This window comes from Corynebacterium kutscheri (assembly GCF_000980835.1).
In the GTDB taxonomy this organism is placed as follows: Bacteria; Actinomycetota; Actinomycetes; order Mycobacteriales; family Mycobacteriaceae; genus Corynebacterium; species Corynebacterium kutscheri.
In genome coordinates this window covers 898,720-922,755 of the sequence record NZ_CP011312.1, presented here as the reverse complement: position 1 = coordinate 922,755, position 24,036 = coordinate 898,720, and the positions used below count along the sequence as shown (strand labels likewise).

Annotated in this window: 21 protein-coding genes, 3 tRNA genes and 1 CRISPR repeat array; of the genes, 13 read left to right on the top strand and 11 right to left on the bottom strand. The window is 45.2% G+C overall.

Annotated features, from left to right (window positions below; translation table 11 throughout):
* Positions 1-31 precede the first annotated feature (31 nt).
* The 3 genes from UL82_RS04245 (at position 32) to UL82_RS04235 (ending at position 5,740) form a co-directional block, all read left to right on the top strand.
* Positions 32-769: an IclR family transcriptional regulator gene (locus UL82_RS04245; protein WP_046439185.1), complete on the top strand. Its 738-nt coding sequence runs from the start codon at positions 32-34 to the stop codon at positions 767-769.
* Positions 770-938: 169 nt separating this feature from the next.
* The gene (locus UL82_RS04240) at positions 939-3,551 is read left to right on the top strand and encodes a YhgE/Pip domain-containing protein (protein WP_046439183.1); all 2,613 of its coding nucleotides are present in this window, start codon (positions 939-941) and stop codon (positions 3,549-3,551) included.
* A complete protein-coding gene (locus UL82_RS04235; RefSeq protein WP_046439181.1) occupies positions 3,548-5,740 on the top strand; it encodes a YhgE/Pip domain-containing protein in 2,193 nt (730 codons plus the stop codon). The genes UL82_RS04240 and UL82_RS04235 overlap by 4 nt, the downstream gene beginning before the upstream one ends.
* A gap of 132 nt (positions 5,741-5,872) precedes the next feature.
* Here UL82_RS04235 and UL82_RS04230 read toward each other — a convergent pair.
* The 3 genes from UL82_RS04230 to UL82_RS04220 all read right to left on the bottom strand — a co-directional run bounded on the left by UL82_RS04230 (position 5,873) and on the right by UL82_RS04220 (position 7,140).
* Positions 5,873-5,945 (bottom strand) — tRNA-Glu (locus UL82_RS04230).
* A gap of 288 nt (positions 5,946-6,233) precedes the next feature.
* Positions 6,234-6,563, bottom strand: a complete 330-nt coding sequence (locus UL82_RS10830) for a TipAS antibiotic-recognition domain-containing protein (RefSeq protein WP_232009550.1) — start codon at positions 6,561-6,563, stop codon at positions 6,234-6,236.
* A 31-nt stretch (positions 6,564-6,594) separates the two neighbouring features.
* Positions 6,595-7,140 carry a MerR family transcriptional regulator gene (locus tag UL82_RS04220; RefSeq protein ID WP_052735869.1) on the bottom strand — a complete coding sequence of 182 codons (546 nt, stop codon included), beginning with the start codon at positions 7,138-7,140 and terminating at the stop codon, positions 6,595-6,597.
* Positions 7,141-7,668: 528 nt separating this feature from the next.
* On the opposite strand from UL82_RS04220, the gene UL82_RS04215 reads away from it, so the two are divergent.
* From UL82_RS04215 to cas2e, 9 genes are all read left to right on the top strand, one after another.
* Positions 7,669-10,530: a CRISPR-associated helicase/endonuclease Cas3 gene (locus UL82_RS04215; RefSeq protein ID WP_046439180.1), complete on the top strand. Its 2,862-nt coding sequence runs from the start codon at positions 7,669-7,671 to the stop codon at positions 10,528-10,530.
* Between the two features lie 93 nt (positions 10,531-10,623).
* Positions 10,624-12,273 (top strand): type I-E CRISPR-associated protein Cse1/CasA, encoded by a 1,650-nt coding sequence (casA, locus tag UL82_RS04210; RefSeq protein ID WP_052735868.1) that lies wholly within the window; start codon positions 10,624-10,626, stop codon positions 12,271-12,273.
* Positions 12,254-12,886, top strand: coding sequence for a type I-E CRISPR-associated protein Cse2/CasB (gene casB / locus UL82_RS04205; RefSeq protein ID WP_046439179.1), 633 nt, complete (start codon positions 12,254-12,256; stop codon positions 12,884-12,886). Before casA ends, casB begins: the two co-directional genes overlap by 20 nt.
* A gap of 39 nt (positions 12,887-12,925) precedes the next feature.
* Positions 12,926-14,068 carry a type I-E CRISPR-associated protein Cas7/Cse4/CasC gene (gene cas7e, locus UL82_RS04200; RefSeq protein ID WP_046439178.1) on the top strand — a complete coding sequence of 381 codons (1,143 nt, stop codon included), beginning with the start codon at positions 12,926-12,928 and terminating at the stop codon, positions 14,066-14,068.
* Positions 14,065-14,766, top strand: a complete 702-nt coding sequence (gene cas5e, locus UL82_RS04195; protein WP_046439176.1) for a type I-E CRISPR-associated protein Cas5/CasD — start codon at positions 14,065-14,067, stop codon at positions 14,764-14,766. The genes cas7e and cas5e overlap by 4 nt, the downstream gene beginning before the upstream one ends.
* Entirely contained in the window at positions 14,766-15,425 is a 660-nt protein-coding gene (cas6e, locus tag UL82_RS04190) for a type I-E CRISPR-associated protein Cas6/Cse3/CasE (RefSeq protein ID WP_046439174.1), read from the top strand. Before cas5e ends, cas6e begins: the two co-directional genes overlap by 1 nt.
* Positions 15,426-15,427: 2 nt before the next feature.
* A complete protein-coding gene (locus UL82_RS11575; RefSeq protein WP_330217323.1) occupies positions 15,428-15,637 on the top strand; it encodes a hypothetical protein in 210 nt (69 codons plus the stop codon).
* Positions 15,634-16,407: a type I-E CRISPR-associated endonuclease Cas1e gene (gene cas1e / locus UL82_RS04185; protein WP_330217322.1), complete on the top strand. Its 774-nt coding sequence runs from the start codon at positions 15,634-15,636 to the stop codon at positions 16,405-16,407. The genes UL82_RS11575 and cas1e overlap by 4 nt, the downstream gene beginning before the upstream one ends.
* Positions 16,404-16,748, top strand: a complete 345-nt coding sequence (gene cas2e, locus UL82_RS04180; protein ID WP_046439172.1) for a type I-E CRISPR-associated endoribonuclease Cas2e — start codon at positions 16,404-16,406, stop codon at positions 16,746-16,748. Before cas1e ends, cas2e begins: the two co-directional genes overlap by 4 nt.
* Before the next feature lie 205 nt (positions 16,749-16,953).
* Here cas2e and UL82_RS11630 read toward each other — a convergent pair whose 3' ends face one another.
* The 7 genes from UL82_RS11630 to UL82_RS04145 form a co-directional block, all read right to left on the bottom strand.
* Complete coding sequence (locus UL82_RS11630; protein WP_407921685.1) at positions 16,954-17,490, bottom strand: hypothetical protein; 537 nt, start codon at positions 17,488-17,490, stop codon at positions 16,954-16,956.
* 139 nt (positions 17,491-17,629) lie between these two features.
* The gene (locus tag UL82_RS04170; protein WP_046439169.1) at positions 17,630-17,881 is read right to left on the bottom strand and encodes a hypothetical protein; all 252 of its coding nucleotides are present in this window, start codon (positions 17,879-17,881) and stop codon (positions 17,630-17,632) included.
* A complete protein-coding gene (locus tag UL82_RS11625) occupies positions 17,865-18,218 on the bottom strand; it encodes an EndoU domain-containing protein (protein ID WP_046439167.1) in 354 nt (117 codons plus the stop codon). Before UL82_RS11625 ends, UL82_RS04170 begins: the two co-directional genes overlap by 17 nt.
* Positions 18,187-18,885, bottom strand: a complete 699-nt coding sequence (locus tag UL82_RS10575) for a VG15 protein (RefSeq protein WP_126363835.1) — start codon at positions 18,883-18,885, stop codon at positions 18,187-18,189. Before UL82_RS10575 ends, UL82_RS11625 begins: the two co-directional genes overlap by 32 nt.
* Positions 18,886-19,517: 632 nt before the next feature.
* Positions 19,518-19,590 (bottom strand) — tRNA-Glu (locus UL82_RS04155).
* Between the two features lie 29 nt (positions 19,591-19,619).
* Positions 19,620-19,691 (bottom strand) — tRNA-Gln (locus UL82_RS04150).
* 138 nt (positions 19,692-19,829) lie between these two features.
* Positions 19,830-20,852, bottom strand: a complete 1,023-nt coding sequence (locus tag UL82_RS04145) for an alpha/beta hydrolase family esterase (protein ID WP_052735865.1) — start codon at positions 20,850-20,852, stop codon at positions 19,830-19,832.
* A gap of 238 nt (positions 20,853-21,090) precedes the next feature.
* Positions 21,091-21,607: direct repeats of the CRISPR family, unit length 28 nt; unit sequence GTTGTCCCCGCGCGAGCGGGGATGTTCC.
* 169 nt (positions 21,608-21,776) lie between these two features.
* Between UL82_RS04145 and UL82_RS04140 the strand changes: the two genes are divergently transcribed.
* Complete coding sequence (locus tag UL82_RS04140; RefSeq protein WP_046439165.1) at positions 21,777-22,364, top strand: SAP domain-containing protein; 588 nt, start codon at positions 21,777-21,779, stop codon at positions 22,362-22,364.
* Between the two features lie 139 nt (positions 22,365-22,503).
* Here UL82_RS04140 and gltX read toward each other — a convergent pair whose 3' ends face one another.
* Positions 22,504-23,994, bottom strand: a complete 1,491-nt coding sequence (gltX, locus tag UL82_RS04135; protein ID WP_046439164.1) for a glutamate--tRNA ligase — start codon at positions 23,992-23,994, stop codon at positions 22,504-22,506.
* Positions 23,995-24,036: the final 42 nt, after the last annotated feature.

Genomic DNA, 24,036 nt, shown 5'->3' with positions numbered 1-24,036 from the left:
ATCCCATAATTTGAGATGTTAATATCATGACATGGAACAGATTAACACAGTTTTCGCCGCACCAAGTAACACCACCAGTGGAATCAAAGTTCTCGACCGCGCCGTGCTCATTATGCTTACCATTGCAGATAGGCCGCGTTCACTCAGCGAACTATGCACAGCTACCGGTTTGCCTCGCGCTACTGCGCACCGATTAGCCACTGCATTAGAAACACACCATATTCTTTCCCGAACCCAAGATGGGAAATGGGCAATTGGTGCCGTACTTACTTCATTGGGCGCTTCCGGTTCCACTAAGCTTATCGACGCCGCGACCCCTATTATGACCGCGCTCATGGACGAGACCAAAGAATCTGTCCAGCTTTATCAACTAGCTGGTGCAACACGCGTCTGCATCGCCGCCCAGGAACCAGCAGCGGGTTTACAAAATACTGTCCCCATTGGTAGTCGACTCCCACTTTCAGCCGGGTCTGCCGCCAAAGTTTTTCTCGCTTATTCTGCGCCAACACTACGCGATAAAATACTTGCCGATAACGCTCATTTCACGCTCACAGATTTAGAACAGGTACGCAAACAAGGATATGCGGAGTCCATTGCCGAACGAGAAGCTGGCCTCGCTTCCTTATCCGCACCCGTTTTTGATTCTGAAGGGCTTTTTATCGCAGCACTTTCCATCTCCGGACCTGCCGAAAGACTAAAACCTACTCCGGCAACACTGTGGTCACAACAACTAACAAAAGCTGCCGCCGAACTCAGCAATAAACTCTAAACCCGATGTTTAACTACACAATCAGCCTTAACATAGCACCGGTTTAAAAACAGCTGTGCACTAATCGTCGAAAAGCAAACTGCGAGAACATTATTGTTTTTCCTCTCACTTCTTCACACACGTCTTTCGCACAGAGACACAAAGTAGTGCTAGTGCTAGCGTTGAAGCAGTGCGAACAAGTTTGACAATTTTTCGTCGAGATTTTCTACGTCTTTTACGAACAATACGAGTACGGGTCATCGTTATCGGAGTCATGCTCATCCCAGCACTATATTCCTGGGTAAACATTAGTGCTTTCTGGGATCCTTACTCTAATACGGAAAATATTCGTGTGGCAGTAGTCAATGAGGACACCGGAGCACGCTCTACTATTACCGGACCGCTTAATATCGGTGGTCAACTTGTTCAACAGCTTCACGATGACCACCAATTGGGCTGGCAATTTATGTCAGCCTCACAGGCTGAAGAGGCTGTACGCAGTGGCGATGTTTTTGCCAGTATCCGCATTCCAGAAGATTTTTCGCACGATTTCATCAGCATGTTCCAGGGCACCTATTCTCAGCCCACGTTAATTTATGAAGTCAATGAAAAACTCAATGCAGTTGCCCCCAAAATCACCGATCAAGGCGCATCTGGACTTGATAATGCAATCAGCACGGCTTTTAAAAAACAAATTGCTACCGCAGTAAGCACACAGTTAAAAAACTCCGGTGGCACACTGAGCAAAAAGTTTAGGGAATCTTCTACTCATTCTGCCGATGCTTTTAATAATGCAGCGAGCACAGTTGATTCTGCCAGCACCCAAATTACAGAACTTCAAAACAGTATTAGCGCACTACGACCAACTGTTGAGCAAGCGCACGCCACCCTTGATGCAGTAGAACGTACCCTCATAGACGCCGCCAATACGCTGACACAAGTACAAAAACTATCCGATGATGTTAATAACGAAATTCTTAACTTCAGCGGCGATATTACCCACGCCTATGTCGATGCGACGACCGCGCTAACCCAGGCAACAACAAACGCACAAACAACAGTAACAAACATTAATAGCCACATCGCTAACGCGACCAACCAAATCAATGCCTCCACACAAGGGTTACATGTTCTACTAGAAAACAGCGATAACACCCTAACTCAGCTTAATTCTGCGTTGAGTAATCCAGCTCTTCCCGCAGAAATCACCAGCCCGCTACGTCAAACATTAAGCGACCTTCAAGCACAAAACGCCGCCCAAAAAGCAGCTCTTAACGAACTTGAAACTGCTCGCAACACCACTAGTGACACCAGTTCCTCACTGCTCCAAGCAGCAGAAAACTTTGCCCAGATCGGACAGCAAGGAACAACTGCTACTCAAGAACTGCGCGACTTAGTACATGCTAACGTTCCCCGCTTAACTAGCGGATTACAACAAGTTAATGCTACCGCTGGCGCACTTTCTGCGTCTTTGTCAGCACAACAGGTATTAGTTTCTCAGGCAAAGCAACTACTTTCTGGGATGACCGAGCAATTCTCGCAAACAAATAATGTTTTAGAGAGTTTTAAAAATAATCTTTCTGGTATCCAACAAGGATTATTAACAGCACGTAGCGATATTCTTGCGCTATACCGCACTATCGAAGGCGATGAAGCACTCAATACCATTAGTAGCCTTAATACGATGGAAGTCTCTACTTTCCTTGCTACACCTACCCAGCTAGAAACACATGCCATTTTTCCTGTTAGTAACTACGGTTCCGGTATGGCCTCGCTTTTTAGCAATCTTTCACTCTGGATCGGTGCTTTTATGTTGTTGGTCATCTTCCGCACCGAAGTTGATCCTGCTGGGTTAAAAAATCTTACCATTTCTAGCGCCTATCTAGGCCGGTTTCTCTTATTAGCCGTATTTGCAATAGGTCAGGCAATTATTGTTTCTACCGGCAACCTCATCATTGGTATTGATAGTGTCAATCCTGTTGTCTATATCGCAACAACGATAATTATTAGCCTGTGTTACCTCAGTATTGTTTTTGGTTTGGTAAGCACTTTTGGTCATATTGGACGTGGACTAGCGGTAGTACTCGTATTTATCCAAATACCTGGTTCTTCCGGACTTTATCCAATAGAAATGACCCCACAATTTTTCCAGGTAATCTCCCCGTTACTGCCATTTACCTATGGCATTTCCGCTATGCGAGAAACCGTCGGCGGTTTTTATGGACACCATTACCTTCATAGCTTAAGCGTGCTGACGATTATGGCAATCATTGCTTTTCTTAGCTGCATTATTTTGCGACGACTGCTCTCCCACGTCAATATGTTAATCAATGAAGAACTAGCAGCTGGTGGTCTGATAGTTAATGAGCCAGTGCGCATCCTCGGCAGTAAATATAAAGTTACCGACTTAATTTACGTGTTAAAGGATCGAGAAGGTTTCCAAGAAAGTACTGCTAATAAATGGCGCTGGGCACGGAGAAATTATGGGCTTTTTATCCGATTAAGTATTGCTAGTGGATTAGCAACGGTAGTGATTCTTGGCGTGCTTTCTAGAATTTATCCTAATGAGAAAGTTATTTTCTTTGCCTTAGCTTGTCTGAGCACATTAATCGTCGTCACGATTATTTGTGGCTTGGAGTACATCAAACAATCCATAAACCGTGATCAACGCCTAAGCGAATTAAGCGCTGAGGAACTAGAACAGCAACTCAGTGAACACAGTAAGAACCCGCGCAAATATATCGTAGAACAAGCTCCGTTAAACACAGCTCACGTAGTAATTAAGGAAGAAGAGAACTCATGAAGAATATTTGGTTAATTTTTCGCAATGATCTCTTCGCCATCAAAAATAATGTCATGACCGCTGTTACCATCTTTGGTCTGATCATTATTCCGCTGATCTTTATTTCTTTTAATGTGCTTGCGAGCTGGAATCCTTTTGACAACACCGATCGACTCAAAATTGCGGTAGCTAGTAATGACGCCGGACACCACAGTGATGTGATTTCTATGCGGATCAATCTAGGCGATCAAGTACTTTCCCAATTAAGTCGCAATCACGATATTAATTGGATCATCACCAGTGAAAACCAAGCGATCGAAGGCACACGTTCTGGGGAATACTATGCGGCTATCGTATTGCCAAAAACTTTTAGCGACGACCTACTTACCTTCTATCTCGAGGGTACCCAGCCAAGCACTCTCGAACTGTACACAAATCAGAAAAAGAATGCGCTATCAACAACACTTACCTCACGTGGAGCAAATGCCGTTACCCAAACAATTGACGACAACTTCAATAAAGTAGTTACCAACATTGGTCTCGGCGTCATTTCTTCTCTTGATCGCTATTTCACTGACAATAATGCCAGTCAAGCATTGGAGACTATCCACACCAGAATTACCACCACACAACAACGAATCCTTGCTGGTTCCCAAACTGCCTATGCAGCTGCCGGACTTATTGACTCGACTATTCCGCTTATCGACGGCGCAGATTCCATTCTGCATACCGCAAGCACCCAAACTACTTCTAGCCCTGAAAATACTGAAACTAATGGTGGCCAGGGGGCTCAAGCTGTTACTTCCCTAGCCGATACGCTCAGTCAGACGACACAATCATTAACCACCGCACTTGATCGCACTAGTACTAGCTATCAAGCAATAAGTGACCAGCTCGATCCACTGCTTAATACTTCAACCGTACTAAGTACTAGTGGTAGCCAAACCTACCGAGAATTAGCTAATGGAGTAGATACTCAAATCCACAATTTTCAAGGATTAAAAGTAAACCTCAATAATCACATACGCACTATTTTGCCTACGACGACAGCACCCGGCTATGACCTTGTTATCGCACAACTGGATGCAGTAATTAATCAGAGCACTATGCTTCGAGATTCGCTACGCAATACCGCTCATGCTTTAGAAACTGGCCAGGAATCAGCAGATGAAAGCCGTCGAAACGCACGTCAAGCGATAGAATCAGCTATCGCGGCTGTACGCAATATAAGCCAGACTTATCAGAACACGCTCCAACCGCAACTTCTTGCCTTGGGAGAGAGCGTAGATACCTTAGCTCAAGATATTGCAATCGTGCGTAACGATATTCAAGGGGTTCGTAGTGCACTATCTAGCAACGATAATTCCCCACATACAATGCTTAACAGTGCAAGTACAGCAGTAAAACGACTAGCTTTTAACCTAGAACAACAGGCACAAAAATTCTCAGAGCTAGCTAACACCATAGAAGAAGCTAGCCAAAGCGGAGATTTAAGTAAGCTCAAAGACATTGCTAACCGCGACCCAGAAACACTTGCCGCACAAATTGCCTCGCCAGTAGCAGTAAACCGCCAACCGGTCTTTTCAGTGGTTAGTTTTGGTGCTGGTATGGCTCCGCTTTATACCGCATTAGCGCTATGGGTTGGTGCATTATTAACTGCTGTACTTATGCGTTCTAAAGCTCAATCACTATACCCAGATTTAAGCGGCACACAAACCTTCTTCGGTCGCTTATTAACTTTCCTATTAGTAGGTCTGGCCCAAGCAACACTTGTTGTATTAGGGCTGATCGTCTTTATCCAAATCGACGCGGTACACCCCCTACTTTTATTATTAGCTGGCTGGGTTACTTCAACAGTATTTATGACCATTATTTATTCACTAGTTATTACTTTTGGCAATGCTGGAAAAGCTATTGGGGTACTTCTACTAGTGATCCAAGTATCTGGTGCCGGTGGTGCTTATCCACTTCAACTACTACCAAGTTGGTTCCAAAATATCAGCCCCTGGTTACCAGCAACCCATGCAATCAATGCTTTCCGAAGTGCTATCGCAGGTATCTACCACGGCGATATATACAAACAACTCGCGATTTTATTACTCTTTATTATCCCTGCACTACTACTCGGGCTAATAATCCGTCGGCTAACCGAAGACAACATTAAAAAACTATCCACTGCCATGGAGTCTACAAAGGTGATGGCAGCGTAAAACTATGGATATAGAGAAAATATGAAAATGCACCCACCCCGTAGAGCCAACGAAAACACTACCGTAGCCTAAACATTATGGGCTAAAAGACAAACATCGCGCCCTCGTATGAGAGCGCGATGTTTATTTTTGTACCCCGTACGGGATTTGAACCCGTGTTACCGGCGTGAGAGGCCGACGTCCTAGGCCGCTAGACGAACGGGGCATAGCCGTTACTACACAATTGTGCACTGCGGACTCAGCTAATAGTAAGAGAAGCTGAGAAAATTAACAAATCCGCAGTATACAAACTTTTCTAGAGCCTGCCAGGCTAACAATCAAAGACAATGCGTATCAGTATTACAAAGAAGACCTACGTGTTGCCAACGGATTCTTTTAAGTACTAGGCAAATTTTATGCCACTATACTTCTATCTATATATCCATAAACTGCTGGCTCTCGCCCTCCGCAACGAGAGCCTAGCGAATACGCGTCGGGATCGTCGTTAAGCAGATTAAGCCCACTCAGCGGTTTCTGGATCAACCCCACACTTTACTGCTCGTGCATCAATAGAATCTTTAAGCCAGGTAGCTAACCCTTGCGCATAGTTATCATAGTGCGCACGGAAACGCGGATCTGCTACATAACCACGTGCAATAAGAACCTGCTTACTATGAGTCACAGGAAAATAGCTACTGAGCCATTCCCGATGACGTTCTACCAGTGCATCTGCGGTTTCCGAACCGGGTGCCACATCTGCTAGATATGCCGCCGAAAGATCTTGATCAAGCTTATCTTGCTGTTGTTGAGCGTCCTGCCAATCAGCAGCGCTTCGTTGCGAAATAGTGCGTTGACTAATTTCCCAATCTTGCGTATCACCCCAGTTTTTTTTCGGCTTCCTCTTGGTAGGCTGCGAAATTAGCCTCGCCGAGGATCTGAGCTATCTCTTCAACGCTGAGTTGAGACTGTTCACCTTGTGAATGTTCTTCTGACATAGACATAAAATTCTCCTCCGATAGGTTCTGCTCCTCGTACTCCCGGTGACCAGTAGGCTTTTCATAATCTCTTGTCACTGAGCGTTGAGCATCTGTTAAAAGCACATCAATTGCGTTAAGCATTTGTTGTACTTCAGCCTGTTTTTCTATGAGTAATGTGCGCTGTTTACGAAGATGCGTAATCCGCATCGAGTCCTGCGACAGCACATCTATAATTGCGCTGATCGACATGCCTGTTGCTTTGTAAATCATTACCAGCTGTAGCCGTTCGATATCCGCAGTCGAGTACAAACGATAGTCCGCAATACTTCGGTAACTAGGAACAACCAAACCGCGTTGCTCCCAATAATGAAGAGTTCGAACCGAAAGTCCTAATAGCTGCGCTACCTCACCTACGGTGCGTAATGTTTGATCGCAATTACTCATAGCCCTATCGTGCAACCTCACGTTGCGTTAGAGTCAAAACATCATCTTGTTTTAAAAATTATGCTTTACATTTTCTTATATTCTTCTGCATAAATTTCCTAAACTAAAACCTGTTCGGAATTCATTTCTCATATTTCCTAAAACCAAAAATCCTGCCTTGTTTCCATAACTATTTATCGAAAGATCATTTATGCATTTCCCTCATAAAACGGTATTCTCGCATATATCTCCCCTCATACGAGGGGATGATCCGTTAGTAGTTTTTCGGATACTCGTTGTCCCCATGCAAGTGGGGTTTATCAATGGTTGTTTTTTACGTATGTACTAAACAACCATTTTTATTATTTTTCGAAATTACCTGGCTAAGGTCGAGAAATCACAGAATCCGCGCAATCTTGTCCCTTAACCCATTTTTACTACGCATACAGATAAATAGAACATTTATTCCCATTTTCCCTTTCTGTGTCCAGGGTCTATGTCAAAATCTATCTATTCATACATTTATCCCCTAAATAAAAAGAAATCATAATGCCTGACACATTGCGCATAAATCTACAAGAACCACCGTCTAATCTTGACGCTCTTATCTGGGCAAAGTCCCAGAATAACGGTGAACAATCCCTACCTCTGTGGGCACATCTCGATGATGCTGCGTGCGTTGCAGATTTGCTCTGGGATAATTTTCTTTCTCACCACACCCGAAACATACTCGCAGATGATTGTGGCTCTATTGAGCGCGCACGTAAGCTGGCTATTTTTCTTGCCGGTGGACACGATATTGGAAAAGCCTCACCACACTTTACTATGCAGGTAGGCGAGTTAAAAAGGCGACTCGAGGATGCAGGAGCCATCTTCCATCATCTCGACAAAAGTTCACTACGGCCGCATTCATTAGTAAGTGCGCAAAGCTTACACTATTGGCTTAGCCAACAAGGAAAAACTAATGTCGCCTTACCTTTAGCTCTTATCGTCGGTGGCCATCATGGTGTTTATCCTGCGAGCATCATCAGTTCCGAAGCAAAAGGTTTAGGCAAAACTGAAGCTTCTCTGTGGCATGAAATACGCCAACGATTATGGAATCGTGCAGCTGCCACTGCTGGTATTAAACCAGAAGATTTTGATTTCCTTGCCCAGGGATCCTTCCGGGCAGAAAGTCAACTTATCCTCACTGGCTTTATCATTGTAAGCGATTGGATAGCATCAAATACTGATCTGTTTCCTTTGGAAGTAGAAACAAACACAGATAACCGTCTTCGTCGAGCACGTCATGCTATACAAAAACTACAATTACCTAAACCATGGCGACCTAATCCACCAGATAGTATCAATGAACTTTTTCGCACTCGTTTTGATTTTCCCGATACTGCGACACCACGCCCGGTTCAAGAATCTGCAGCTGAAATCGCTTCTTCTTTAGAATCACCAGGTCTTATGATTATTGAAGCACCAACTGGAGAAGGAAAAACTGAAGCAGCACTTGCTGCTGCCGAAATTTTTGCCGATCGTTTCCAACTAGGCGGACTTGCTTTTGCACTACCTACTTGTGCAACTAGTGATGCGATGTTCCCGCGCCTTCTATCCTGGCTGGATACAACCATTTCCCCTGATCAGCAAGCCAGCGCAATATTAAGCCATGGTAAAGCAGAATTCAATGAGGACTATAAAAATATCTTTCCAAGACGATACAATAACTTTTCCCCGCTTTACGACGAATCATCTGGATCCACATCATCTTCGGTAACGGCGCATTGGTGGTTACGCGGACGAAAAACTTCCGTTTTAGCTGACTTTACTATTGGAACAATCGACCAAATTCTCTTTGCTGCTTTAGCCTCAAAACATGTCATGCTTCGCTATTTAGGTTTAAGTGGAAAAGTAATAATTTTCGACGAAATTCACTCTTCCGACCACTATATGTCGGTGTATTTGAATCGCATTCTCGAATGGTTAGGGGCTATGAATTGTCCAGTAATCGCACTTTCTGCCACACTTGCACCCCGTAAACGTGCTCAACTCATTCAATCCTATCGCCGCGGGGTAATGAAACGAGCTGGTGAGCGGTATAACAAGAAGCTGGAACAACAAGATGAAAAAACTTCCCTTGCTGCGTGCGGCTACCCGCTTATAACCACAGTTACTACCAAAGGTATTACTTTTACAGCACCTGAACAATCATCGCGTTCTTCAACAACCAAAGTCGAATTTATCGGCGACGATACCGACGACGTGTGTAACATTATTAATAAGGTCTTCGCCCAAGGAAATGGTTGCATTGCCGTCGTGCGAAATACTATTAATCGTGCTCAAAAGACATTCCAGGCGTTAAAAGAAACTCTTGATGGCGTCGAAGTTATCCTCCTGCATTCTAAATTTATCGGCCCAGATAGACGTGCTACGGAAAAAATGTTGACCACTCGACTTGGCAAAAATGCCAGTCAACGCCCTCACAAGTTGGTTGTGGTTGCTACCCAAGTTATTGAGCAATCATTAGACGTCGATTTTGATCTCATGTTGAGCGATATAGCCCCTATCGATTTAATTATCCAGCGTATCGGCAGACTACACAGACACGAAAGCAACCAAACTTTCCGGCAACCAGCTCTTGCTAATCCGCTTCTTTTTATTACTGGTACCGATCTCAAAGCAGCAACCCCGAATCAGCTTCCACAGGTAACTCCAGCTCTCGATAAGGATTCTGCTCATGTTTATGGTGAGAGTTCGCTACTTCGATGCATCGCTACCCTTTTTCTTTATGCTCGAACAGACTCTTTACGTATTTGCTCACCAGACGATATAGCTGCCCTAGTCAGTACCGCGGATGAACCACATTTTTCTGCTCCACGAGGTTGGGAAGAAAAGTGGAATAAGGCAGAAAATGCCGAAAAAGAGAAAATTATCGGCAAAAAGAATCGTGCACGAGGTTTCCTTGTTCCCTCATTAACTGCCTCTAGTGATCTTCTTTCCTGGGCAAATCAAAGAGGCAATGCATCAGAAGAACCTCAACAAGGCTATGCACAAGTACGAGATAGTGAAGAAAACATCGAGGTCATTCTTGTTCAGCACATCAATGGCACCATAAGAACTCTTCCGTGGCTTAAGAATTACCCCAGTGAACAAGTAGATTTCGCTACCGGTATTGATAGTGAAGTAGCCCGCGCTACTGCACAGTGTTCGGTACAATTGCCTACTTTCCTCGCTAATAACTCTCATGCCGACAAAATCATTTCCGAATTAGAAAAAAATGGAATTGAATCATGGCAAAATTCACATTGGCTAAAGGGCCAATTACCACTAATACTCGATGAGAATTTATGCGCCACAGTATCTAATTTCACTTTCATTTATGACCCAGAGACCGGTTTACACTACAAACAACAGAAAAAAGATTAATTTAGTAGTTTTTCTAGAATTCTTTTGCTACAGTATTTACATAAACACAAATATCTCTTTTAAAGCACGCAAAAGGAAGGTTGTATCTTAATAGTGGAATCACACTTTAATCTCTTAGATGAAAAATGGATCAAAGTTATTGATATCAATGGTATTGAAGCTGAAATCAGTATCCACGAACTACTTAGCAATAGTTCGCATTATCAAGCCTTTGCCAATGAATTACCCACCATCAATTTCGCCATTCTTCGACTTCTCTTAGCTATTCTCGAGGCAGCACTTTTAGAAGAATATGAAGATGATGAATTAGTAGAAGAATGGAAAAATATTTGGGAAACCGGATCATTACCGATAGATATTATCGATGATTACCTCACCACATATCGTCATCGTTTCTACCTTATTGATGAAACTTATCCATTTTTACAAGTACCTACCCTAGCTACCGCAAAAAATGAATGGAAAAAGCTCGATCTTATTGTTATCGATTCCCCCGGAGAAGGATCTTTATTTACCCGACGTACTGCCAATGTACTTGATTTAGCAGAAGCTGCCCGCTGGCTTGTTCACGCCAATTCATTTGATTTTTCTGGCATCAAATCAGGTGCAGTTGGCGATGACCGGGTCAAAGGAGGAAAAGGGTATCCCCAGGGCATCGGTTGGTGTGGTTGGCTAGGTGGCACCACAATTATTGGGCGCAATCTTTTTGAAACTTTAATGCTGAATTTTGTTGCAGAAGGGGATTTTTCAAGTCTAGATAAACCCATCTGGGAAGAAGAACCTCTTACTGCTGCCGCACGGCCTTACGCACAACCACATGGACAAAAAGGTCTTTTTACCTGGCCGCAGCGTCGTATACGTCTAAAAATCGAAGAAAACAAAGCCACAGGCGTTCTTGTTTGCAATGGTGACCCCATTGATTACACCAATCAATTAGCTCATGAAAACATGACTGCATGGCGCTATTCTGAACCACAATCAAAAAAAGCAAAGAAGCCCGTATATATGCCACGTGCATTACAGTCGGAGAAAATGTTGTGGCAAGGGCTAAGCACACTGCTGCCCTCTGACAATGCTGAGTTAGTCGATAAAACCGGTATTCTTAAATTTAAACCAGCAAAAAATGTTGAATGGGTAGGAAGACTAATCGAACGCGGTGTACTCCCCTATGATTATCGTATCCAGCTTGACGTTGTCACTATCGAATACGGTACTCAAAACGCTTCGGTAGAAAAGGTTCTTCATGATTCCCTACGAATGAGCGCCGCTCTTGCTTCAATAGATCAGCAAGAATTACAAAGTTGGGTACAAGATGCAGTTTCTTATGCAGATAAAACAGCACTGGCTGTTACTAACCTGGCTGCTGACCTCATTATTGCTGAAGGCTATTCTGGTGACAAAATAGCAAAAAAGCGTAAGCAAACGTATGCAAAAATGCTTGCTGCTATCGACCCTCAGTTTAGAAACTGGCTATCACAACTTTCTATTGATTCTGATGGGGTAACCCTACTTCAAGAGTGGATAATGTACCTACGACGATTAGGCAACCAAACCGCACAGCAGCTTCTTCAAACAACTTCAAGTAAAGCATGGTCGGGGCGAAAACATAATGATCACATCGTTAATGTAGGCACTGCAGCAAGTCGTTTTTCGTTTTCTCTAGCTAAAATTCTTCCCACTACTAATCCACTACAATCTTCAAACAATCAGAAAGGAGATAGTCATGACATCATCAATAAGTAATAAAATTGCTTCACATGTTTACTCAAAAATCGGTCCGCTTCAAACTAATTACCTAGCCGACTATAGTTCAGCTAAGGCTGAGCTAGCAGAGTTGCGTCGATCAGCAAATAATCCTAAGGCATCTTTTAAAATATGGTCGCTTGTCTTCGATAACCTTGATGAAGAACTTATTGGCAAAGGTGATCGCTTTAACCGCGCAGAACGTGCATTGCTTACCACCTTTCAGCTCTATGCGATTCACCAACAGTCATCAAACAAACCCATGCACGTGACCGCAAAAACAACCGGAGCTGAACAATCTTTTCCTCAAGGATTAGGCACCGCCGTGCGCAGGATCGCTAATCCCAATGACTCAGACGATTGGGAACAAGCAATCTTACGCAGATTTTCTAGCGTTGTGAATGCAAGCACTTTTGAAGGGACAAAACATCACCTTCGAGGACTTATCCAAATATTTCGTGCTAAGGATATTCCACTTAACTACGGCTTGCTTGCAAAAGATCTTTACCGTCTGCAATTTCCAGAAGCAGTTCAATCTGTTCACCTCAGATGGGCGCGAGAGCTTTATCAACGCTCTCCTGAAACCTCTAAAACAGCAGAAGTCTCTGCTTAAAACACTTCATCTATAATTTTCCTATTGAAAGGATTTCCCATGTCACGTATGTTCATCGATATTCACATTCTTCAGACCATTCCACCATCAAACGTTAACCGTGATGATACTGGAGCTCCTAAAACTAGTATTTATGGCGGTGTACGCCGTGCTCGGGTCTCGAGCCAAGCATGGAAAAAAGCCACCCGCGAAAGTTTCAAGGAGTACCTTGATGCTACCGAACTAGGTGAACGCACGTTCTACGCTGTTGATCGTATCGCAAAATCCATCATCGAATCTCGACCAGATCTTGCTGACAAAGCAGTATCTCTTGCTGAAGAGATCTTTAAAGTAGCAAAAATTAAAATTAGTCCTGAGAAAAAGAAAAATAATGATGAGACAGCTTCTCCAAAGTCAGTCACCTCATATCTTCTTTTCCTGTCACGGATACAAATCAGTAACCTTGCGCAATTAGCAATTCAGGCTCATGATACTGGTGAATCATTCAATAGAAAGACCATCAATAAGATCATACAAAGTGATAATTCTATCGATATTGCTCTTTTTGGGCGAATGATCACCGACTCACCAGACCTTAATGTGGATGCTGCGTGCCAGGTATCTCATGCTTTTTCCGTACATCCTGCCGAAATTGAATTTGACTACTTTACCGCTAGCGATGACAACAAGGAAAATGACACTTCTGGTGCAGGCATGATCGGCACCGTCGAGTTTGTAGCCCCCACACATTATCGTTACGCCACTATCAATACTGAAGGTTTAATCTCAAACCTTGATTCGGTTGAAGCTGCTGCGCGAGCAACTGAAGCATTTTTACGCTCATTTATTCTCTCCATGCCTACTGGAAAAATGAATACTTTTGCAAACAGAACGCGCCCTGAACTTGTTCTGGTTCAAATTCGTCAAGATCAGCCAGTAAACCTGGCTGAAAGCTTCGAAAAAGCTATCACCACCACCACTGGACGCATGGCCAAAGCTACTATTGAATTGGCTTCTAGCGCCAAAAATGCAGATGAAACCTACGGCAGTGCAGCTAAAGAAAGCTTCTATCTGGCTACAAATAATGCCGACACCCCTGAAACACGTGCTGAACTCGATGCCATAGGAACACACGTTACTTTCGATGATCTTATTTCCTTGGTTGGAAAGGCTGTTCGCTCGCGTGCGGAGAATAACGCATGAGTGTCCTGCTTCTAAAACTCGCTGGACCATTACAGTCATGGGGTGATCACAGTCGGTTTATGCACCGAGATACACGCCGTGAACCCACCAAAAGCGGTGTAATAGGTTTGTTAGCTGCTGCTCAAGGACGATTGCGAACTGATACTATTACTGATTTAGCTGAACTAAGGTTTGGGGTTCGTACCGACCAAATTGGTACTGTTATCTCTGATTTCCAAACAGAAATCGATTGGCGCAATCGAGAGGCAGAACCGCTCACCCACCGTGATTATTTGGCGGATGCAATTTTTGTTGCTGCTGTCGAAGGATCAACTTCAGTTATTACAGAACTAGCTGAAGCCGTGAAATCCCCTAAATTTCCGCTTTTCCTAGGCAGACGGGCTTGTCCACCATCTGGCCAACTACTCATTGGAATAAAAGAAAACTCCCTTGTGGAGTGCCTGGAAAATGAAAAATGGCATGCTTCTTGCTGGTACAAAAAGAAGCAACCCAAAAAGGTACAACTGCGCCTTTCCTATGATGCGCACGGTGACGATCCAATATCGGAAATGGTCTCTGATGTACCTAAAAGTTTTGATCTAAAAAACCGTGAATATGGGGTAAGGGCTGTTACCCACCGTTTCACTTCTGACATAGATAATCCAAAAGGATGGGAAATGAAAGATCATAACCCCTTTACTCTTTTGGGAGATGCATAATGACTTTTCTATCTGCAATAGATCTCAACCCTTATCGCAGAAAAACTGCGTTATTTGCGAGTAATCCCAGAACACTGCATGCAGCGGTTATGAACTGCTTTTCGCCTGATTTACATGCTAAAGAAAAGCGAATACTTTGGCGTCTTGATCAAAGCACAGATCGTATTAGCTTGTTAGTTCTTAGCGAAAACCGACCATGCTTTGAACATATTCAAGAGCAAGCAGGTTGGAGCAATCAACCATCATCAAAAATTCGAGATTACAACCCACTGCTGGAAGGGCTGCAACCTGGGCAACAATATCGCTTCCGCCTAGCAGCAAATCCCACACGTATTGTTACCCAATCAGATGGTAAAAAAATCCGGGCTGCCCACGTAACCGTTAAACATCAAAAACAATGGTTAAGAGATAAAATCACTGCACATGGATTTTCCATCTATAACGGAAACACTACCGATGATGAAACCGAGATGCTCCTAGTTACTCGACGTGATCGTTTACGTTTTAACCGAGAAAAAGCTCGAGTAACACTCAATAGAGTTCAATTCGACGGAGTTCTCACCGTAGAATCACCAGAACTGCTGCGCAACGCCATGCTCAACGGCATCGGACGTGGCAAAGGATACGGTATGGGACTACTAACCCTGAGCGCGAGTTAAAAATGAAAAATAGTGGTTTTCGTCCCAGCACCCCGGCCGAGCTTACCCGTGTTAATGAACGAATTAGTTTTATCTATCTCGAACATTGCACAATTGGCCGCGATGCAAACGCACTCACAGCCACTGACGAACGAGGTGTTATTCATATACCTAGCGCCTCATTGTCAGTTCTATTACTTGCCCAGGAACACGAGTTACTCACCAAGCTATGACAGTTATCGCAGATAGCGGTGCCTCCGTAGTTTGGTGTGGTGAAAACGGAGTCCGTTATTATGCGCATGGTCGTCCAATTGGACGAAACACCACTTTGCTTGTAAAACAAGCGCAACTTGTTTCTCATACGCGTAGTCGTCTTGCCGTAGCACGTGCCATGTATAAAATGCGTTTCGACGATGAGGCTGTTGATAATCTCACTATGCAGCAACTCAGAGGCAAAGAAGGCGCACGAGTGCGAAATATTTACCGTCAATGGGCAGATAACACTGGTGTGCAATGGAATAAACGCACCTATAACCCAGAGGATTTCTTTGACAGCGACCTTATTAATCAAGCGCTATCTAGTGCTCATATATCACTTTACGGACTCGTACACTCCGTAATCGTAGCCTTAGGGCTCTCTCCCGGTTTAGGCTTTATCCATACTGGACACGATCGTAGCTTTGTCTATGACATTGCAGATTTATATAAAGCCGAAGTCTCTATCCCGATTGCTTTTGAGTCAGTCGCTGCTGTTGAAGCTGGAAAGGTTTCCCCAGGAGATCTACCCCAGTATGTCAGACGTCAATGCCGTGATGCATTCAAGACAAATAAAATACTGCCGCGCATTGTATCTGATCTCAAAGAACTACTGTTAGATGATTCAGAAACATCTTCTGATAGTTTCTCTATAAAAAACAAAGTCATTGAGCTATGGGATGAAAAACTAGAACGCGTCAGCGGAGGATATAACTGGGATGACTCTTCAGGAGATGATTACCCTTGATTACAATTGTTCTCACAGCATGTCCAGCTGGGCTCAGAGGTCAGCTTAACCGCTGGTTATTCGAAATTTCCGCAGGCGTTTTTGTTGGGCATGTCTCAACTAGAATTCGTGATCGCTTGTGGTCGATTATTGTTTCCGAACTTAAAAATGGTCGTGCAATCATGGCATTCTCTACCTCCAAAAATGAGACAGGGTTTGAAATTAAAGTACACCGCCATGATTGGGAAATCATTGACTCTGATGGCATACCCCTCGTATTAAGACCAACACGTTCTAACCCAGAAAGTCCTTTACGGAAGGGGTGGTCAAAAGCATCACAGCGTAGACGTAAAAGAAAGTGAAGATATAACCCATAATCGGAACAGATCTTTGCTGGTTATTAAGTGTTGTCCCCGCGCGAGCGGGGATGTTCCCCGAACCCCCTAGGTGTTTTCCTAGGGGGTGTTGTTGTCCCCGCGCGAGCGGGGATGTTCCAGCATCATCGAAAAACCATCACAAGAGAAAAAAGTTGTCCCCGCGCGAGCGGGGATGTTCCGAGCGCGCCCTTCAAGCCTGTCGATACTGACCGGTTGTCCCCGCGCGAGCGGGGATGTTCCTTTTTCTAGCTATTGCGTCACGATCATCAGCCACAGAGCCGCCACCAGCACTATCAACTTTTGGCGCGCCCTTAGAGGTCTTCTTTTCCGCCCATGCAACTAGTGCCTGCGCGGCGGCTTCTAGCTCCTCACTGTCAGCTGTTACTGGAAGCAGCTCTACAGGAACCCCGTGCTTGGCAGCCATACCAGAGCGCGCGGCTTCGATGGTTTTGCGCTGTTCGCTAGCCTCAAGCTCAGCGATACGCTCCAGCGCTTTATCAAGCTCGGTCTTGCTTTCCTCTTGCTGCTTTTTAAACTGCGCTGCAAGAGGCTCAATCTCTTTGAGCTTTGTGCGATAACCAGCGGCTTCGCGGCGTAGCTTTTCGACATACTCACGGTCAAACATCTCAGGCTGTGTATCCTGATTCTTTGCCTCGGTAGTTTTTGCTGCTACGTCGTTTGGGGTTGGTGTTTCATGTTGGCTAGTGGTTGTTTCTGTCTGATCCATTAGCTGTATCCTCCTGGGAAATTGTTTTGGGTAGCACAAAACCCCATTACCATCCCCTAGTAAAAGGGGGTGGTAATGGGGTTTTCTTATGTTGTGCTCGCACGCCGCCGGGGCTCAAACCCGGTAGGCCTATCAAAAATTAAGCGGCGCTCTGTTTCATTTGAGCAGCTATGTACTCCAGTGTTATCGCGACTGTGCCGTGCTTATATTCCGACGAAACAAAATCTATTGCATTTTGGGGGAGCTTCCCTGATAGAAAAGCCTCCGTTAAGAGGTCGGCTATGGCGTCTTCATACTCACAGTGAAGCAGCTCGTGTTCTGCATCATCTCTATCGACTTCGACGGGGATCATAGCATCAACACGCCTGTAAATCTCAAGATCGGTTAGCATTTCTCTTAGCCTTCTTCTTTATCGTTTTCGCAGGATGCGCGGTGTTAAACACCACTTTACCACCCGGTAGTATGTCGTAGGAAACTTCAATAAGTACGCCGTCTATTTCTCGCCACACAGCCCTTCTGGTGTCTTTCGCAAAATAGAAGCTAGGGTTTTCCAACGTATCACGGACGGCATCCACTATTTTTTGATCCGTCCATGCTTTAGGAAACTTTGACACGCCCTCACGCTGAGAATCCCACCTATGCCCATCGGCAAGGCTTTCATCATGCGGGCGACCGCTACCATCTCTAGCGGGGTGTTCACGCCACCCATGTAGCACATGCCCCGGCATTTTCCTCAAAGGGGGTAATTTCCTCCCCCTCAAACACCACAGACTTACCACCGTAACGGTATGTAGGGATGCGCGCGTATTTTAGCTTAGGCCAGTCGGTATCACCGCCATACTGTTCACGCATGGCCGTGATCGTATGCCGCCAATCTTTAAACTCTAGCGTTCCGCCGTGGCCTTGTCTGGTTTCCTCCCACAAATCAGCTAGATCACGATTAAGCCTAGGTAGCTGTGATTTGTTCTTTACCTCAATGGCCAAACACCTGCAATTATCATGATACCGCCCAGTGTCACCAAAAACAGTACTATCGCTATACACCTCACCACGCGCGGCAAGCATCAAACAAAATGCGCACGCGCCCGGTTCAGCAACACGAGCATACGCCGTACCGGCCTGCAACACACCCAACCCCACAGTATCGCGGGCTGGCTGTACTACAAGCCGATTCAGTACACCCTGCAGTTTCCGTTTCGCTTTCTCACGCTCTGCAAGAGAATCAAGGTCTTTCACCCACATCGCGCGACGAAACGCCTTCTGTGCCTGCACAAACCCAACCGGATCAGCAACCTCCGGGTACTCCAGGCCTTTCAACGTGTCATCAAGCGAGCGGGTTAAAAACAGATAGTTATCCCCGCGCGAGCGGGGATGTTCCGACCAGATGTATAGCAAAAGATCGTACCCCGGTCTGGGATATAGATGGTTATAATGATTTTTCCAAACTCATAGAGATGTTCACACGGATAGCAATCATAAAAGCCTCGCTCTTAGCGATGGCGCGCAAACCTGGGATGAGGTGCTATCAAACAACCTCACAGATCTGCATGTCACTACTGAAAGATCTAAAAAGTAAAAAACGTTTCAGGAGAAAGTGTGTACTGTTAGTAAGTTAGGGATGAGTAGCTATAAAATTACGCAGGTCACCAGCTATAACACGGCAATTATTAAACGCTTACTTAAATAAATCCCAACAGTATTATGTCGTATTATTATGCTAATTTTACTTAAAATATAATTAGTTGACTTACGAAACTAGCTTCATAATGTTACTATGTAATCCCCCCATGGGGGAGAAAGCCTCCATCATCTGAAAGGCACAGTTGTCCCCGCGCGAGCTGGGATGTTCCTGTATCTAATGTACTAGGTCTTCGTTGTCCCCGCGCGAGCGGGGATACTTTCATAAACGGCTCCACCTCAGCTAAAACTGCGGTGCTACTTCCTTAGCTTGAATACATCAGCTCAATCTTCACTTTATCAGCAAAAACCGCGTCTCCCCTTAAAAAGGAAGGCGCGGTTTTCATTTGTACCCCGTACGGGATTTGAACCCGTGTTACCGGCGTGAGAGGCCGACGTCCTAGGCCGCTAGACGAACGGGGCATAGAACTAAGATGAGTGGTTTCCCACTGCTGGCCTACCAGGACTCGAACCTAGAATGACGGTACCAGAAACCGTAGTGTTGCCAATTACACCATAGGCCAATGTTTACTTTGCACACCTTTAAGCAATGCGCTGTACAACGGAGAATACTATAACCATAACTACCTTGCACTAACAAATCCGCAGGTAAATTATCGCTCCCACGCGAGTCGCATATTACACCTCTAAAGCACTCTGTGTTACCGCGCTAAAAACGACCAAACTTCCCAAGCCGCATTGGGTTCAGTATTCCAAATGTGAGCTTGACCAAGGGCTTTAATATGTTGAGTTTCCGCTGCACAATTCTCAAATTCTTGACGCTCTACCCCAACCCCCACAAAAGTTGTTCGCGGTGGCGTATTAGTACAAGCATTACGTTCGGCATAACTAGCCAACATTTCAGCAACAGGGAAATAATAAGCCTCATGTCGCTGACCACCCTCATAGTGCACCACATCGTCGTCAGTTCCATGAATAAATAAACTAGGAATGCTTATCGACGAACAATTCTGATTCACCGGCGTGTAATATGCACCTGAAACCATTGCAATACCGGCAAAAAGTTCCGGTACATGGCAGCCAAGCAGCGCCGCCATACCACCACCATTAGACATGCCCGTAGCATAGATGCGCTCACGATCGACGGTATAATGGTGCGCAACTTCGTCGATAATTTGTCGAACAAAATTGATATCCTGCTCCTGGCTAGTAAGCGCATAAGGTGCACCTGCCCAAGCATGCCCAACACCTTCGGGATAAACAATAATTGCCTCTTCGCCAGCTATTTCATTAAGTCGGGAATAATCTCGGAAAACCTCTGGACTATTATTCCAACCACCAAATGCAAACAACACCGGAACAGCGATCCCTGAATCATAGTTAACGGGTACCGAAAGCAAATACCTACGCGACATGGCGTCAGCAGTAAGTGTTTCTATACTCATAGTTTGTCCAGCAACCACAGGCAATTCTGGCACATCTAATACAGTAACAGCATCCTCTACTGGCGCCTCGATAATTTCAGCCTCAGCTACATCACCCGCACCTTCAAGCAATACGGATACCGAGTTATCTTGAACATAATTTTCTTCTGATTCCTCCAAAATAGAATCAGCTACTTCTTGCGCCGAAACTACTGGAATAACGCTCAAGATAAGAACAATACTTAACACAGCAGCATTTAATGCATGAATAAAACAACGAAGCGGAAAAAATATGTTCACAACTATTAATAATATTCACTTTTATCGCAATAGTCACTAAATAATACATAAAAGTAAACGAGGAATCTTTTGCGTAGTTTTTAATCGCAAATTCCGCTTCATCTAAATGCCAAATAGAGAACATCCATGACTAAGAATCTGTTCATACATTTGTAATGGAACTTAACTCACAACCTAGATACAAAAGAAAGTGATTGTATAATCCGTAACGAGAGCCAATTCTTACTGGTTATCAAGTGTTGTCCCCGCGCGAGCGGGGATGTTCCCCTTGAGTTAAATTATGCTCATGAAGAACGCAAGGTTGTCCCCGCGCGAGCGGGGATGTTCCGGCGTCGGCGACATCTTGATCTGTGATGCGCCTGTTGTCCCCGCGCGAGCGGGGATGTTCCCCCTCCGACAGGATACCCACAGTCTCCCAGTCGGTTGTCCCCGCGCGAACGGGGATGTTCCTCATTAACACCAGCGTCGTAAACCCGTTGTTTGGTTGTCCCCGCGCGAGCGGGGATGTTCCCCAAGACTGTTTTTTACCCCACACCCTAAAACTGTTGTCCCCGCGCGAGCGGGGATGTTCCGGTATCGCTGATGCTTTTGAGGCTGTTGGTGTAGTTGTCCCCGCGCGAGCGGGGATGTTCCTATTGCCGTTTTCTTTAGCGGCGGCCACTAGGTGTTGTCCCCGCGCGAGCGGGGATGTTCCGACCAAGATGACCAACTCCCCGTCGTCAATCTCGTTGTCCCCTCGCGAGCAGGGATGTTCCCAGTGCAAAATATCTGCAAGGATGAGACGGTTATGCTCCAGGAACTTGGCCCACGATCGATTCTTACTCCTATGATTAAGGAAACCTGTTTCCAGAATCCTAAGAAAGGGGAAGACCTTTGAGTGCGCAACGAACAAAGAATCGTAGTACCGCTGCGCTGCGACGGAACATGAGCGTAAAGGAATTCGATGCTGGTTACTTTTACGCTGCAGAGCTGAAACGGTTTGCCCGGGAGATTGGCATTTCTGTAGGAAACCGTAGAAAGTTCGAGGTTGAAGATCTGATTAGATCGTTTCTTGAAACAGGTGTTGTTCCAACTAGTCAGCCGACCTTGCCAAGAAACAAAGGCGAAGAAAGAGACAGACTAGTTCTGGATGAACAGGTCCGAAACTATGTGGATGACAAGGAAACCAAGGAGTTTCTTCTCGATGCGGTGCGCAGTTCCTCACCAGGCATCAAAAAGAAGTCTGGTCAGTGGTACTGGCTCAACGACTGGAGGAGAAAACAGCAGGAACGTCACGCGGTCTTTACATACCAAGACGTGGTCGATCACTTGAGCCAACTCATGCATCAGGAAGGAAGGCTGCCGCAGGTTCCTTCTGCACGGATGAATAACTTCATTACGGATCTGAGAGCTGACCCGGTAAATAGGGAAATGACACGAGATGAGGTTCAGCAAGAGTGGCGATGGCTAAAGAAACAACCTGGCCCCAAGACGTACGCGGAATACAAGCGAAGGAAAAGGCAGCAGGACTAACGGATCAAAATACATGCAAAACCGCCATTCATTTCCAAAAGGTGAATGGCGGCTAAAATGACCCAATTAGCAAACTATATCTGGTATAAACCAGCTATACACATCGAACTAAGAAGCTAAAAGATTTCCGATTCAGGGCTTACTCAGTAGTGCTAAAAGGTGTTTTCTCCCGTGCAGAACGGAGGCGCTTTAGCGTGGATTCTTTACCTAAAAGCTCCATGGATTCAAACAGTGGTGGGGAAACTGCTTGGCCAGAAATTCCGACTCGTAAAGCGCCATAGGCAACGCGTGGTTTTAATCCGAGATCTTCAATGAGCGCTTTAGAAAGTGCAGCTTCAATGTTGGCCGTACTAAAATCATCTACTGCTTCAAGAGCAGCAATACCTACTTCTAAAGGCTCAATTGCGGTCTCTTTAAGATTCTTCTTCGCGGACTTTTCGTCGAAAAGCAGGTCTTCGTCTTCGGTAACTAGGAAGCTAAGTAGTCCCCAGGCCTCTGAAAGGGTCTTAATCCGTGTTTGTACTAACTCAGCGGCGAGGGCAAATTTCTCCGCTGGATAATCTTCTGGGAAATCGTAGTATTCGCTTAAGTATTCGCGCAGACGGGTAGTGAAATCGTCAAGGTCAAGCAGGCGAATATGATCAGCGTTGATCGCTTCTAGCTTCTTTTGATCAAAACGTGCAGGGTTGCCCAAAACGTTTTCAACCTGGAAGTTTTCAATCAGTTCGTCCATGGAGAAAATATCTTTCTCACTAGAAAGCGACCAACCCAATAGTGCTAAGTAGTTCAGCATCCCCTCAGGGATAATGCCATTATCACGGTGATTAAACAGGTTCGACTGTGGGTCACGCTTACTGAGCTTCTTATTACCTTCACCCATCACAAATGGCAGGTGACCAAACTCAGGCGTTTGTTTTGCCACCCCAATAGCGATCAATGCTTCATATAGCGCTAGCTGGCGTGGAGTGGAAGGCAAAAGATCTTCGCCACGCAGAACATGGGTAATGCCCATAAGCGCGTCATCAACTGGATTAACTAGGGTATAAAGTGGCGCACCATTAGAACGTGCCACGACATAATCTGGCTGGGTGGCATTTTTGAACTCGATTTCACCGCGAACTAAATCAGTCCACTTCCAATCTTTATCTGGCATACGCAACCGCCAGACTGGTTGACGACCTTCGGCTTCAAAAGCGGCGATCTGTTCTTGGCTAAGCTCACGATCAAAATTATCGTAGCCTAGTTTCGGATCACGTCCAGCAGCCTTATGTCGCTGCTCAACTTCTTCAGCAGTAGAATATGCAGGATAAACGAAACCGGCTGCTTTAAGTTTTTCTAAAACCTCTGCATATATATCCATCCGCTGTGACTGACGGTATGGTTCATGTGGGCCACCAACAACAACGCCTTCGTCCCAGTCCATGCCTAACCACGTCAAAGAATCAATAATGGCTTGGTAAGACTCCTCAGAGTCACGGGCAGCATCAGTGTCTTCAATACGGAAAACCAGTTTGCCACCAGTGTGTCGAGCGTGCGCCCAGTTAAATAAAGCAGTGCGCACCATACCCACGTGCGGGGTGCCGGTTGGTGAGGGACAAAAACGAACGCGTACTTCAGTCATAGCCACCATCCTAAACCACCTCGCGCCCACGCAATAACACGCCGAGTGCCT

Excerpts from the sequence above, each read along its gene's own strand:
- UL82_RS04245 (WP_046439185.1), top strand. The coding sequence starts at position 32 with ATGGAACAGATTAACACAGTTTTCGCCGCACCAAGTAACACCACCAGT.
- UL82_RS04235 (WP_046439181.1), top strand. The coding sequence starts at position 3,548 with ATGAAGAATATTTGGTTAATTTTTCGCAATGATCTCTTCGCCATCAAA.
- UL82_RS04220 (WP_052735869.1), bottom strand. The coding sequence starts at position 7,140 with ATGAGTAATTGCGATCAAACATTACGCACCGTAGGTGAGGTAGCGCAG.
- UL82_RS04215 (WP_046439180.1), top strand. The coding sequence starts at position 7,669 with ATGCCTGACACATTGCGCATAAATCTACAAGAACCACCGTCTAATCTT.
- casB (WP_046439179.1), top strand. The coding sequence starts at position 12,254 with ATGACATCATCAATAAGTAATAAAATTGCTTCACATGTTTACTCAAAA.
- cas7e (WP_046439178.1), top strand. The coding sequence starts at position 12,926 with ATGTCACGTATGTTCATCGATATTCACATTCTTCAGACCATTCCACCA.
- cas5e (WP_046439176.1), top strand. The coding sequence starts at position 14,065 with ATGAGTGTCCTGCTTCTAAAACTCGCTGGACCATTACAGTCATGGGGT.
- cas6e (WP_046439174.1), top strand. The coding sequence starts at position 14,766 with ATGACTTTTCTATCTGCAATAGATCTCAACCCTTATCGCAGAAAAACT.
- UL82_RS11575 (WP_330217323.1), top strand. The coding sequence starts at position 15,428 with ATGAAAAATAGTGGTTTTCGTCCCAGCACCCCGGCCGAGCTTACCCGT.
- cas1e (WP_330217322.1), top strand. The coding sequence starts at position 15,634 with ATGACAGTTATCGCAGATAGCGGTGCCTCCGTAGTTTGGTGTGGTGAA.
- UL82_RS11630 (WP_407921685.1), bottom strand. The coding sequence starts at position 17,490 with ATGGATCAGACAGAAACAACCACTAGCCAACATGAAACACCAACCCCA.
- UL82_RS04170 (WP_046439169.1), bottom strand. The coding sequence starts at position 17,881 with ATGCTAACCGATCTTGAGATTTACAGGCGTGTTGATGCTATGATCCCC.
- UL82_RS11625 (WP_046439167.1), bottom strand. The coding sequence starts at position 18,218 with ATGCCGGGGCATGTGCTACATGGGTGGCGTGAACACCCCGCTAGAGAT.
- UL82_RS04140 (WP_046439165.1), top strand. The coding sequence starts at position 21,777 with ATGAGCGTAAAGGAATTCGATGCTGGTTACTTTTACGCTGCAGAGCTG.
- gltX (WP_046439164.1), bottom strand. The coding sequence starts at position 23,994 with ATGGTGGCTATGACTGAAGTACGCGTTCGTTTTTGTCCCTCACCAACC.